The 12,877-nt window shown below is 67.6% G+C and carries 13 protein-coding genes; 12 read left to right on the top strand and 1 reads right to left on the bottom strand.

The features are described 5' to 3' along the window. Positions 1-152: 152 nt before the first annotated feature. The 4 genes from J2X63_RS05480 (at position 153) to J2X63_RS05465 (ending at position 5,326) form a co-directional block, all read left to right on the top strand. Positions 153-860, top strand: a complete 708-nt coding sequence (locus J2X63_RS05480) for a class I SAM-dependent methyltransferase (RefSeq protein ID WP_309974830.1) — start codon at positions 153-155, stop codon at positions 858-860. Positions 861-933: 73 nt separating this feature from the next. Further along, positions 934-2,058, top strand: a complete 1,125-nt coding sequence (locus J2X63_RS05475) for a polyprenyl synthetase family protein (RefSeq protein WP_309974827.1) — start codon at positions 934-936, stop codon at positions 2,056-2,058. A gap of 17 nt (positions 2,059-2,075) precedes the next feature. After that, positions 2,076-3,449 (top strand): FAD-dependent oxidoreductase, encoded by a 1,374-nt coding sequence (locus J2X63_RS05470; RefSeq protein WP_309977803.1) that lies wholly within the window; start codon positions 2,076-2,078, stop codon positions 3,447-3,449. An 83-nt stretch (positions 3,450-3,532) separates the two neighbouring features. Beyond that, on the top strand, positions 3,533-5,326 hold the full coding sequence (locus J2X63_RS05465; RefSeq protein ID WP_309974824.1) for a thiamine pyrophosphate-requiring protein: 1,794 nt from the start codon (positions 3,533-3,535) through the stop codon (positions 5,324-5,326). 28 nt (positions 5,327-5,354) lie between these two features. Here the strand turns inward: J2X63_RS05465 and J2X63_RS05460 are convergent, their stop codons facing one another. Beyond that, positions 5,355-5,678, bottom strand: coding sequence for a hypothetical protein (locus J2X63_RS05460; protein WP_309974821.1), 324 nt, complete (start codon positions 5,676-5,678; stop codon positions 5,355-5,357). Between the two features lie 134 nt (positions 5,679-5,812). Here J2X63_RS05460 and J2X63_RS05455 point away from each other — a divergent pair, with 134 nt between their 5' ends. The 8 genes from J2X63_RS05455 (at position 5,813) to J2X63_RS05420 (ending at position 12,875) form a co-directional block, all read left to right on the top strand. Continuing rightward, positions 5,813-6,475 carry an A24 family peptidase gene (locus J2X63_RS05455; protein ID WP_309974817.1) on the top strand — a complete coding sequence of 221 codons (663 nt, stop codon included), beginning with the start codon at positions 5,813-5,815 and terminating at the stop codon, positions 6,473-6,475. Positions 6,476-6,706: 231 nt separating this feature from the next. Next, on the top strand, positions 6,707-6,886 hold the full coding sequence (locus J2X63_RS05450) for a Flp family type IVb pilin (RefSeq protein WP_309974814.1): 180 nt from the start codon (positions 6,707-6,709) through the stop codon (positions 6,884-6,886). Positions 6,887-6,956: 70 nt separating this feature from the next. Next, positions 6,957-7,337, top strand: coding sequence for a TadE/TadG family type IV pilus assembly protein (locus J2X63_RS05445; RefSeq protein ID WP_309974810.1), 381 nt, complete (start codon positions 6,957-6,959; stop codon positions 7,335-7,337). Further along, positions 7,280-8,299 carry a Tad domain-containing protein gene (locus J2X63_RS05440; RefSeq protein WP_309974807.1) on the top strand — a complete coding sequence of 340 codons (1,020 nt, stop codon included), beginning with the start codon at positions 7,280-7,282 and terminating at the stop codon, positions 8,297-8,299. The genes J2X63_RS05445 and J2X63_RS05440 overlap by 58 nt, the downstream gene beginning before the upstream one ends. 43 nt (positions 8,300-8,342) lie before the next feature. After that, positions 8,343-9,089 (top strand): Flp pilus assembly protein CpaB, encoded by a 747-nt coding sequence (cpaB, locus tag J2X63_RS05435; protein WP_309974804.1) that lies wholly within the window; start codon positions 8,343-8,345, stop codon positions 9,087-9,089. Next, positions 9,086-10,417, top strand: a complete 1,332-nt coding sequence (locus tag J2X63_RS05430; RefSeq protein WP_309974801.1) for an AAA family ATPase — start codon at positions 9,086-9,088, stop codon at positions 10,415-10,417. Before cpaB ends, J2X63_RS05430 begins: the two co-directional genes overlap by 4 nt. Then, positions 10,414-11,922 (top strand): CpaF family protein, encoded by a 1,509-nt coding sequence (locus tag J2X63_RS05425; protein ID WP_309974798.1) that lies wholly within the window; start codon positions 10,414-10,416, stop codon positions 11,920-11,922. The genes J2X63_RS05430 and J2X63_RS05425 overlap by 4 nt, the downstream gene beginning before the upstream one ends. Then, positions 11,919-12,875 carry a type II secretion system F family protein gene (locus J2X63_RS05420; protein WP_309974794.1) on the top strand — a complete coding sequence of 319 codons (957 nt, stop codon included), beginning with the start codon at positions 11,919-11,921 and terminating at the stop codon, positions 12,873-12,875. Before J2X63_RS05425 ends, J2X63_RS05420 begins: the two co-directional genes overlap by 4 nt. The last annotated feature ends 2 nt before the right edge of the window (positions 12,876-12,877 follow it).

Raw genomic sequence — 12,877 nt, 5'->3', positions numbered from 1 at the left:
GATCTCCTCCTCGCGGGCGTCGCCCGCATCGTTGCCTACCAGTGATACGGAACGCGGCGGTATCCGGATGCATTCCAATGCATGGAGGCATCCAGCGATCTCGCAGGCTCGACCCCCCGGTCGCGCGCGAGGCCGCGCCGTAGAATCGAGGGATGACGCGCGCAGACCTCGGCAAGGACCCCTTAGAGGTATCGGCGATGTTCGACCGCGTCGCCGCTCGCTACGACCGCACCAACACCGTGCTCTCGGTGGGCAACGCTCCGCTGTGGCGCGTCGCCACGACCCGCGCGGTCGCTCCCCAGCGAGGCGAGCGGGTGCTCGACGTCGCCGCGGGCACCGGCACCTCGAGCGCCAGCCTCGCGAAGTCCGGGGCCTCCGTCGTCGCCGCCGACTTCTCGCCCGGCATGATCGAGGTCGGCCGCCGTCGTCAGGCCGGCGTTCCGAACCTCGTCTTCGTCGAGGCGGATGCCACGAAGCTGCCCTTCGGCGACGACGAGTTCGATGCCGTCACGATCTCCTTCGGCCTGCGCAACGTGAACGAGCCGAAGCTCGCGCTCGCCGAGTTCTTCCGCGTCGCCAAACCCGGTGGGCGTCTCGTGATCTGCGAGTTCTCGCACCCGCCGGTCGCCTTCGTGCGCGCCGGCTACCACGCCTACCAGCGCTACGTCATGCCGCCGCTCGTGCGCGCGTCGAGCTCGAACGACACCGCCTACGAGTACCTCAACGAGTCGATCAACGCCTGGCCCGACCAGCCCACGCTCGCCGGCTGGATTCGCGAGGCCGGCTGGGTCGACGTGCAGTGGCGCAACCTCACCATGGGCGTCGTCGCGCTGCACCGCGCCCGTAAGCCGCTCGCCTGAGCGGCGAATCCGCACCTCCCGGTTCGCCGTCATCGACACGGCTCACAGGAACCGCACCGGTAGGCTGGACAGCGTGAATCCGAGCCATCCGGTCGCACGTCGCGGCTCCGCGCTCGCCGCCAACCTCGGGCTGAGCGAACGCGTCTTCGCGTCATCCGCCGACCGAGCGATGGCCAGGGCGATCGACGCGGGCATCGAGCGCGTCGAGGCCGGCCTCGTGCGCGAGGTCAGCTTCGCCGATTCGATCGCGGATGTCTCGACGCGATACCTGCTCGAAGCCGGCGGCAAGCGCGTGCGGCCCATGCTCACCCTCCTCACCGCGCAGCTCGGGGCCGGCATCACCGACGACGTGGTCACCGCGGCCGAAGCCATCGAGATCACCCATCTCGGGTCGCTCTACCACGACGACGTCATGGACGACTCCGAGCGCCGCCGCGGCGTGCCGAGCGCGCATGCCGTGTGGGGCAACTCCGTCGCGATCCTCACCGGCGACCTGCTCTTCGCGCGCGCCAGCCAGCTCATGGCGAGCCTCGGCGAGCGCGCCATCCGCATGCAGGCCGACACGTTCGAGCGGCTCGTGCTCGGCCAGCTGCACGAGACGGTCGGCCCGGCCATCGGGGAAGACCCCATCGTGCACTACATCCAGGTGCTCGCCGACAAGACGGGGTCCCTCATCGCCGCCGCCGCGCAGTCGGGCATCATCTTCTCGGGCGCCGACCCCGCCCTCGAGAAGCCCATCGTCGAGTTCGGCGAGAAGATCGGCGTCGCCTTCCAGCTCATCGACGACGTGATCGACCTTTCGCCGCAGCCCGAGGAGACCGGCAAGGTGCCCGGCACCGACCTGCGTGCGGGCGTCGTCACGCTGCCGCTGCTGCGGCTCGCCGAGCTCGCACGCGCCGATGCGGCATCCGCCGACCTGCTGCAGCGCATCGAACGCGACGTCATCGTGGTGCCGCAGGCCGCAGGCGCCTTCGACCCGCACGACACCAACACCCTGGCGTCGCGCATCGTGCCGTCGAAGGAGACCGTCGACGCGATCGTCGCCCAGCTGCGCGAGCACGAGGCCACCCGCGCTACGCTCGCTGAGGCCCACCGTTGGGCGCACGAGGCCGTTGCGGCGCTCGCGCCGCTGCCCGAGGGCAGCGTGAAGAAGGCGCTCACGCGATTCGCCGAGACGATCGTGGAGCGACAGAGCTGATGGAGAGACCCAGGCACGTGAACAAGCTGCGACTCGCGATCGTCGGCGCAGGGCCGGCGGGCATCTACGCCGCCGACATCCTGCTGAAGTCCGAGCGGAACTTCGACGTCTCGATCGACCTGTTCGATCACCTGCCCGCGCCCTACGGGCTCGTGCGGTACGGCGTCGCCCCCGACCACCCCCGCATCAAGGGCATCATCACGGCCCTGCGCGAGGTGCTCGACCGTGGCGACATCCGAATCTTCGGCAACGTGCGCTTCGGCGAGGACATCACCCTCGACGACCTGAAGAAGCACTACAACGCGGTGATCTTCGCCACCGGCGCCGTGCGCGACGCCTCGCTGAACCTGCCCGGCATCGACCTCGAGGGCTCCTACGGCGCCGCCGAGTTCGTGAGCTGGTTCGACGGGCACCCCGACTTCCCCCGCACCTGGCCGCTCGAGGCACGTGAGGTCGCGGTCATCGGCAACGGCAACGTGGCGCTCGACGTGTCGCGCATCCTCGCCAAGCACGTCGAAGACCTGATGCCGACCGAGATCCCGGCGAACGTCGCGGCCGGCCTCGCGGCGTCGCCCGTGACCGACGTGCACGTCTTCGGCCGTCGTGGCCCCACCTCGGTGAAGTTCACGCCGCTCGAGCTGCGCGAGCTCGGCGAGCTGCGCGACGTCGACATGATCGTCTACGACGAGGACTTCGACTACGACGATGCGGCCCGTGCCGCCGTCGCCGGCAACAAGCAGGTCTTCGTCATCGACAAGGTGCTGAACCAGTGGCGCCAGCGCGAGGTCGGCCAGGCCTCCCGCCGCCTGCACCTGCACTTCTTCGCCAAGCCGCTCGAGATCCTCGACGACGGCACCGGCCGGGTCGGCGGCATCCGCTGGGAGCGCACCGCACCCGACGGCGAGGGCGGCGTCGTCGGCACCGGCGAGATCCGTGAGCTGCCCATCCAGGCCGTCTACCGTGCGGTCGGCTACTTCGGGTCCCCCCTGCCCGGCATCCCGTTCGACAAGAAGTTCGGGGTCATCCCGAACCACGAGGGCCAGGTGCTCACGCGCGACAAGGAGACCGGCGAGGCCCGCCAGATGTACGGCGTCTACGCCACCGGCTGGATCAAGCGCGGCCCGGTCGGCCTCATCGGGCACACCAAGTCCGACGCGATGGAGACGATCAAGCACGTCATCAACGACCTCGGCAACTGGTGGCGTCCCGAGTCGCCGTCCGAGGAGTCGGTGATCGAGCTGCTCGAGTCGCGCGGAATCGAGTGGACCGACCTCGACGGATGGCACCGCCTCGACGAGCACGAGCAGGCGCTCGGGGCGGCCGAGGGCCGAGTGCGCGTCAAGGTCGTGCCCCGCGACGAGATGGTCGGCATCTCCCGCGACGAGGCGTAGGGGCGCTCGGCTCCATTCGCCCGCCGCCCGCCGGCGCTGTCAAGGCCCTGCCTCGGTGCAGTGACCGCACCTAGCGTGGCGGCATGGGGGATTCACCGGGTGAGGACCAGCCGACCGTCGCGGACGCGATCGTGGCGCGCCTGCGCGACTGGGGCGTCGACCGCATCTTCGGGTATAGCGGGGACGGCATCAACGGCGTCATGGACGCGCTGCGGCGCTCGAACGACGGCCCGGCGTTCGTGCAGGCGCGGCATGAGGAGAACGCGGCGTTCATGGCGACCGCGCACGCGAAGTACACGGGCAGGGTCGGCGTGGTCGCCGCGACGCAGGGTCCAGGTGCCATCCACCTGCTGAACGGGCTCTACGACGCGAAGCTCGACGGGGCGCCCGTCGTCGCCCTGGTCGGCCAGCAGCTGCGCTCGGTGCTGGGCTCGGAGTACCAGCAGGAGGTCAACCTCGAACGACTGTTCGCCGACGTCGCCGCGCAGTACGCCACCACCGTCGTCGCGCCCGAGCAGGTGCCCGCCGCGCTCGACCAGGCGTTCCGCACGGCGCTGGCCACCCGCACGCCGACCGTCGTCATCGTCCCGCACGACGTGCAGACCTCGCCCGCCGTGGAGCCGAGCGCCGAGCATGGCCACGTCACCACGGCGGCGGAGTACCGGCCGCCGCGCGTGGTCCCGGCATCCGATGACGTGGATGCCGCGGCATCCGTGCTCTCGAGCGGGGCGAAGCCCGTGGTGCTGCTCGGCCAGGGCGCCCGCGCGTGCGCCGAGGACGTGGTGGCGTTCGCCGACCGGATCGGCGCAGCCGTGGTCACGAGCCTGCTCGGCAAGCCCTACGTCGACGAGTCGATGCCCTTCGTCGCCGGCACGATGGGCCACCTCGGCACCACCGCGAGTGCGCGCGTCATGGCGGAGTGCGACACGCTGCTCATCGTCGGGTCGAGCGACCCGTGGACCGAGTTCTACCCTGCGCCGGGGCAGGCGCGCGCCGTGCAGATCGACCTCGACGGGCGGGCCGTCGGGCGGCGCTATCCGATCGAGGTCGGCCTCGTCGGCGACGCCGGCGAGACGGTGAAGCTGCTGGCCGAGCGGATGCCGCGAGCCGATGTGGATCCGTGGCGAAGCCGCGTGCGCGAGCTCGTGTCCGAGTGGCACCGCATCAGTGACGCGCGCGCCGACGTGGCCGCGGACCCGGTGAACCCCGAGTTCGCGATCCGCGCCCTGAACACTCACCTGCCCGATGACGCGCTCGTCGCGCTCGACGTCGGCAGCGTCGTGTACTGGTACGCCCGGCAGCTGCGCGTGCCGGCCGCTGTCGACGTGCACTTCTCGAGCACGCTCGCGAGCATGGGCTGCGGCGTGCCGTACGGCCTGGCCGCCAAGCTCGCGTCGCCCGATCGCCCGGTCGTGGTGCTCGCCGGCGACGGTGGCATGCAGATGGCCGGGATCGCCGAGCTCATCACCGTCGCCGACCGCTGGCCGTCGTGGACCGACCCGCGCTTCGTCGTGCTCGTGCTCGACAACGGCGACCTCGCCGAGGTGAGCTGGGAGCAGCGCGAGGTCGAGGGAGCGCCGAGGTTCGAGACGAGCCAGGCGCTGCCGGGCTTCCCGTTCGCGCGCTACGCCGAACTGCTCGGCATGCGGGGCATCATCGTCGACACCCCCGACGAGATCGACGACGCCTGGTCGCGCGCACTGGCCGCGGACCGCCCGACCGTGATCCAGCTCATCAGCGACCGCGACGTGCCGCTGCTGCCGCCGCTGCCGCAGGGCGAGGGGGCGCTGAACGAGATGCGGGCGGCGCTTTCGGCCGAGGGGTCGCCGCACGCGCAGGAGCTGCTCGAGGCGTACGCGCGGCTCGAGGAGGGGTGAACCGGGGCGTTCTGCGCCCGACTCGGACTTACGACTGGCGCCCGACCGGCGGCTCGCCGACGAACGTGTGGGCCTCGCGGGCGAGCTCCGACCACAGCTCGCGGTCGGCGACCCGCACCCAGTTGCGGCTCGGGCCGCCGTGCGTGCCGGTGAACGGCGTCGCGATGCCCCGCTCGCGCAGGTCGCCCGAACGTGCCTCGGGGAGCTCGACGACGAGGTCGTCGCCGTCGAGGAACGCGAACAGCAGGCCGTGCACGAGCAGCCCATCGGGCGTGAAGTCGACGTCGAAGTCCTCGTCGACCAGCATCTCGCGCGTGACCGCGTCGTACGTGCGCTCGGCCTCAACGCCCATGGTTCCCCCTCGTTCGTCGTGGACTCCAGCCTGTCAGGCGAGCGGCGCCATGTCGATGCGCGGGAGGCTCTCGATGTCCGCGTCGTTGTGGAGTTCGAGCAGCGGATGCCGCGCCTGGCGCTACGCTGCACATCATGCCGCTCGCCACCCTGCTCACCGCCGTGGGTGCGTTCATCGTCGGCGGCGCGCTCGGCTGGTGGCCCCTGGCGGCGTGGACGCAGCGCTCGATGACGGGTGAGCTGTCGAGCGAGCGGATGCCGCTGCGCACCGTCCGCGTCGCGGCCGCGACGATCACCGCCGTCACCTTCGCCGCCCTGGCGCTGCGGTTCGGGCTCACGTGGATCCTGCCCGCGCTACTCGTGTTCGCGGGATCCGCCACCGTGCTCGCCCTCGTCGACCTCGCCGAGAAGCGCCTCCCGAACGCGGTGATCTTCCCCACGCTCGGCGCGGTCGCCGTGCTGCTCGTGCCGGCGTCGTGGGCCGCGGGCACGTGGATGGCGCTGCTCTGGGCGGTGATCGGCTCGGCGGCGATGTTCGCGGTGTACTTCCTGCTCGCGCTGATCTCCCCGTCGGCCATGGGCATGGGCGACGTGAAGCTCGCCCTCGTCATCGGCCTGCTGCTCGGCTGGTTCGGCCTCACGGCCTGGCTCATCGCGCTGCTGGCCGCGTTCGTGGTCGGCGGAGTTGTTGCGATCGTCGCACTTCTGCTCCGTCGGGTGACACTTCGAGGCTCGATCCCGTTCGGCCCGTCGATGCTCGCGGGGGCATTGATCGCCCTCCTCGTTGTGGGTTCATAGTCCATTCGGGGTACACGACCTACCCCCAGAGCGGGGGGCTGGCGCTCCGAAGTTGCGCGGAATTCCGGGGATTCCTCGACTCTTCCACGCTGCAAGCGCTGACATCCCCCGAAGGGGGGCGTGTTCGCGGCGCAGATGGGCGGTTACCTTCGATCATCCGCTGGTACCCGCCAACGGAACCCACCCCCCGGTACCCGCCGGGGAGCACGTCCCGAACCCGAAGGATCCATCATGCTCAAGGCATACTCGCGCGCCGTTGCGCGTCTCAACTCCCTCCGCACCGACGAGGCCGGCAACGCCGCTGAGTACGGGCTGATCATCTCGATCGTCGCGCTCGGCATCGTCGTGGGCCTGGGTGCCCTCGCGCTGGCGCTCAACGGGATGTTCAACAACGTCGCGGGACAGCTCTAGCCCATCCGCACCTCGCGGTTGTGGACTCCGGCTGCCGGAGTCCACAACCGTCGGTGGCTCGGAGGCGACCATGCACTCGACCCGAAATGAACGGGGCGCTGCCGCCGTAGAGTTCGCGCTCATCATCCCGCTGCTCCTGCTCCTCGTGTTCGGGGTTATGGAATTCAGTCGCTTGTACAACGAGCAGATCTCGCTCTCGAACGCAGCTCGATCCGCCGCTCGCGTCATGGCGATCGGCAACAACCAGGCGAACGCAAAGAACGCTGCAATCACGGCAGCGCCCTCCCTGAATCCTTTGCTCGCTTCAGGCAACGTGTCCATCAGTCCCGGTACGTGCACCCCCGGGGCAACCGTGAACGTGACCATCGACTACACCACGTCCATGCTGACTGGATGGTTCGGGCCGACGTTTGCGCTTCAAGGAAAGGCAGCGACGCCATGCGGCGGTTGAGCGTCTCTACGCGCTCTGAACGGGGCGCAAGCGCGGTCCTCTTCGCGTTGCTCCTGGTGCCCCTCTTGGGTTTCGGTGGGATCGCGGTTGACGTCGGTGCTCTCTACGCTGAAAAGGCGGAACTGCAGAACGGCGCAGATGCTGCTGCCTTGCAGATCGCGCTCGCCTGTGGAAAGAGTGAGACGTCGCCGGCCTGCCTGTCTGGCAGCCCCGCAGCGGTCGCAGGCCAGAACGATTCGAACGACGGCATCGCGGTCATCGACCAACTGAGCCGAAATATGTCCACGAATCTCGTCAAGGTGAGGACCAAGACGGAGGACCTCGGTGTGCGTCACCCGCTCGCCTCGATGATTCCAGGCGTCGGCGACGCAACGGTGGTTCACGCGGACGGGGCCGCAGAGTGGGGCGTCCCTGTCGCCGGCACGACCATCCCGCTAGCCATTGCAGAGTGCGAGTTGACCGGTCGTCTGGCATCACTCGATCAAGCGAATCCCTCGCGGTTCCTGTTGAGGAGCGACACCAACGCCCCATGCCCGTCGGGACCGTCGGGCGGATTCGGTTGGCTCGCCGATAGCGACTGCTCGGTCACGCTCGGTGACAACTTCGTCGTGCAAGGCACGACCGGCAACAATACGGGCGGGACTGGGTGCTCGTCGCAGCAACTCGACCTGCTCGGCAAGACCGTTCTCGTGCCGCTCTACGACCTCTTCCAGGCCCAGGGCAACGCCGGCTCGTACACCATCTCGCGGTTCGCCTCGTTCTACATCACCGGCACGAAATTCGGCGGCAACGGCACGGAGCGGTATCTGGGCGGAGCGCCATTGCAGCCGACATTCTCTGGCAACGCTCGTGGACTGCAGGGCTATTTCGTCCGATACGTCACGATGAGCGAGGCCTACACGCTCGGCAATGGCCCCGACTACGGCTCCGCCATCGTTCGACTGACCCTGCGGACTTCCTGAGCGTCGCTCGCGCGCCCCGCTCTCCCTACAGAAAGGCGCTCAGATGATTCGAATCATCGGTGCAATCGTTGCAATCATCCTCGCCGCAGCGGGCGCCGCTGCACTGTTCTTCTACGTGCAAGGTGCCGATATTCGGGCGGCGCAAGGAGCTGAGTTCACCGACGTCTACGTCGTCAGTGAAACGGTCCCGCTCGGCACCCCGGGCGAGGACATCAAGCAGTACGTGAAGGTCGAGGACCTTCCCGCGATCTCGATCCAAGACGGGATCGTGACGAATCTGGCTGACCTCGAGGGCCTCGCGTCGAACGCGATTCTCATTCCGGGTGAGCAGTTGCTCGAGGCACGATTCTCCGACCCCGAGCAACTTGCTGCCAATGGCGAAGTCGTCCTCCCTGAGGGAATGCAGGAGATCACGATCGCGCTCTCCGTCGAGCGCGTGGTCGGCGGTGCGGTGACGCCCGGAAGCACCGTCGGTGTGATTTATACCTCGAACACCTTCGAGCGGGCGAGCACGACCCAGACGACGGATACCCAATTCATGTACCACCGGATGCTGGTCACCCGCGTCGTTCCGGGTACCACACTGGTTTCGGATGAATCGGACTCGGACGCGTCGGAAGTCAGCGCATTCATGGTGACGCTCGCCGTGACGGCTCCTCAGGCCGAGAAGCTGGCGTATGGCGCAGAGCAGCAGTCCGACGGGTACGGCGGACTCTGGTTGACTCTCGAGCCCGAAACTGCTGACCAGTCGGGGTCCACCCGCCGCACCGGAGAGAACATCCTCGAGTGACTCGCTATCTGTTGGTCAGTCGCAGCGCGGAGTACGAGACGAGGCTCCGTCGACTGCTCCGCGCCCGGCTCCAGACCGTGCCCGGCGAATACCTCACGTTCGGCCCCGGCGAAGTCGTGGACCGCGTGACGGACCACCCGCGGGTCGCGCTGCTCGGACCCCTCCTGAGCTTCGAAGAGACCAGTACCCTCACCGCATCGCTGGCGCAAGAGCATCCAGGCATCGGAGTAATCGTCGTTCGCGAACAGCGATCCGACCTCGAGGACTGGGTCGACGGCATCGAGATCCATGCCGTCCTCAGCCCGGAAGCGACGGACGCCACAACCGAGGCGCTCCTTGACCGGCTGGATTCATGGCTGACCGCCTCGGGCCGCCTGCCGGCGACCTCGGACGATGCGAACGAGGTCGATGATCTGGCTGACCTGGAGTCAGCGCTCGACCTCGTCGATCTGGGTGGAAATGAAGCCACAGAGTCGCCCACGGATGCGGACGCCGTCGTCGCAGTTGCCGAGGTCGAGCCATCGGAGCCCGATTGGGTATTGCCGCCGATCGGCGACACCGTCCGAACGGAAGTCATCGTCGTGGCCGCGCCGAAAGGCGGCCAAGGGAAGACGACGACGGCGATCAACCTGGCGGCGGGTCTCGCGGAGGTCGCTCCGAACTCGGTGGTCCTCGTCGACGCTGACGTCCAGTTCGGAGACATCGCCAACGCGCTCGACCTCGCTCCTCAGTACTCGCTCGTCGATGTTGCGAATGCCGGTCACGACGAGGTGGCACTCAAGGCACTCCTCACTCACCACGACGACGATTTCTTCGTCATCGCGGCGCCGCCATCGCCGGAGTTGGCAGATGAGATCACCGGAGAAGCACTCGGCGAGTTCTTGGCGCGCCTCGCGACGATGTTCCGCTACGTGATCGTCGATACCACTCCAGGGCTCGGCGAGCATGCCCTCGCCGCGTTGGAGCAGGCGACGGACGGCGTCTTCGTCACGAATTTCACTGTGCCAAGTCTCCGGGCGTTGCGGAAGGAGTTCGAGTTGCTGGTCGCTCTTCAGCTCGTTCCAGCGAATCGCCATGTCATCGTGAACTTCGTCGAAAAGAACACCGGCCTGGTGCTCAAAGACGCCGAGGCGATCCTCGGTGCGCGGGTCGACGTGCAGGTACCCAGATCCCTTGGGGTGGTGCTTGCGTCGAACGCGGGAGTTCCCCTGATCCACCATGATGTCCGGGATCCTGCTGCGAAGGCGATTCGAGGTGTGGTCCTCCGCATCGACCCGAATGCGGTTCCGACCCGGAAGCGTATCCAGAGGAAGGCGAGAGCCAAATGAGTCTCAGCGACCGGCTTGAACGCGCCCGAGGCGCACATCTTGCATCAGACGACGGCACTCCCCTCGAGCCCAGGACCCTGGTCACCGACAACGAAGCCCCGGCAGCGTCGATCGACGCCACAGCCGAGGCTGCGGCACCGGCGCCGGTCGTTCCCACCACGACCTGGGATGCACTTGCCGGAAGCACTGAGCGCGAGGCGATTCCAGACGCCCTCGTTGAGCTGAAGGAGCGGGCAGCCCAGGAGCTCTTCCGCCGAATCGGCGCCAGGCTGAACGACCCGAGCCTCTCCGAGGAGAAACTTCACGCCCTTGCGCGCGAAGAGCTGACGCACATCGTCGAGTCGGAGCAGGTGGCGCTCACTATCAGCGAACGCAATCGGCTCATCACCGAGATCGGCGCCGATGTGCTCGGGTTCGGGCCGCTCGAGCTGCTCCTCGCAGACTCGAATGTCACCGAGATCATGGTGAACCGGTACGACCAGATCTACGTCGAGCGCGCTGGAAAGCTCTTCGAATCGAGAAGCCGGTTCACCAGCGAAGCCCAACTGCGACGGGTGATCGAACGGATCGTCTCGCGAGTCGGACGTCGGATTGACGAGTCCTCGCCGCTCGTCGACGCCAGGCTTGAAGACGGCTCGCGCGTCAACGCGATCATCCCGCCGCTCGCGGTTGACGGGTCATCACTGACAATCCGGAAGTTCGCGAGCACGCCGTACCGGGTCGACGACTTGATCGGGTTCGCGACCATCACACGCGAGATGGCGACACTGCTTGACGCGGCCGTACGGGCGAAGCTCAACATCCTCGTGTCGGGAGGCACCGGTACCGGCAAGACGACACTTCTCAACGTGCTGTCAGGATTCATCCCAGGCGATGAACGGATTATCACGATCGAGGACGCCGTCGAGCTTCAGCTCCAGCAGGAACACGTAGTGCGTCTCGAGTCACGGCCGGCGAACATCGAGGGTCGCGGTGAGATCACCATTCGCGAGTTGGTGCGGAATTCCCTCCGTATGCGCCCAGATCGAATCGTGATCGGCGAAGTCCGAGGAGGTGAGAGCCTGGACATGCTGCAGGCTATGAACACCGGCCATGAGGGCTCGATCTCGACGATCCACGCGAATTCCCCGCGGGATGCCCTGGCCCGCCTCGAGACGTTGGTGCTCATGGCGGGGATGGACCTTCCGCTCCGCGCTATCCGTGAACAAATCGCCTCCGCCATCGACATCATCGTGCAGATCTCCAGACTCCGCGACGGCACTCGTCGGGTCGTGAGCATCACGGAAGTCCAGGGGATGGAGGGCGAGATGGTGACGATGCAGGATGCCTTCTCGTTCGATTTCGCTGCCGGAGTGGACGCAGACGGCCGGTTCCGCGGAAGTGCTGTTCCCACCGGGGTGCGACCCCGATTCGTGGACAAGTTCGCGGACCTGGGCATCGACGTGCCGACGAGCATCTTCCAGTACCGGCCGCGCGAAGGGCAGCTGATCGGGGAAATCCTATGAACGCCATGTTCGCGATCGGCGTCGGATTCGCCGTGCTCTCACTGCTCGCACTGGTCTTGCTGGTCATCGCTCCGCCACCACGTCGTGTTGCCGTCCAGCGACGACTGGCACCCGGCACCGAACACGTCTCCGCCTTGACCAAGGCAACTGACAAGACCGTTGCGACCATCGAGTCCGCCATGTCGCGGGGAAAGGGTGGCGGCGCGTTCGGCGAGGAGCGGCTCGAACTGGCCGGCATCCGGATGACTCCGTCTGCGTTCGTCCTCGTGATGTTCTCGCTCTCAGCCGTGCTGGCATTGCTCGGCGTGGTTGCCGGATTCGGCAGCTGGTGGTCACTCGTGTGGGCCGTGGTATTCGCAGCGCTCGCGCCGCTGATCGCGCATATCTATCTCACGGTTCGCACGAGTCGGCGTCGGGCCGCCTTCGCCGACCAACTCGACGACACCTTGCAGTTGGTCTCGGGGAATCTTCGGGCCGGACACGGCCTCACCCAGGCGATCGACTCCGTCGCCCGCTACGCCGACCCGCCCACGTCCGAGGAGTTCTCTCGCATCGTCAACGAGTCCCGCATCGGCCGAGACCTCGGCGTCGCCCTCGCGAGCACTGCCGAACGGATGCGGTCCGACGACTTCAACTGGGCAGCGCAAGCGATCGCCGTCAACCGTGAGACGGGCGGCAATCTCTCTGAGACGCTGCAGCGGACTGCCGCGACGATTCGAGAGCGGAATCAGATTCGTCGTCAGGTGAAGGCCCTCAGTGCGGAGGGCCGGCTCTCGGCCACAATTCTCATCGCACTGCCGATTGCCGTCTTCCTCGGCGTCTTGATCCTGCAGCCGTCGTACCTGGCGCCATTCTTCGAGAACATCTTCGGGTGGATGGCGATGGCGCTCGCGGTGATACTCATGGCCGTCGGCACGGTGTGGATGCTTTTCGCCGTACGCGTGAAATTCTGAGG

The organism is Agromyces sp. 3263, assembly GCF_031456545.1.
Classification (GTDB): Bacteria; Actinomycetota; Actinomycetes; order Actinomycetales; family Microbacteriaceae; genus Agromyces.
Note: the sequence above shows the minus strand (reverse complement) of the source record. Positions and strands in the feature narration are given on the sequence as shown.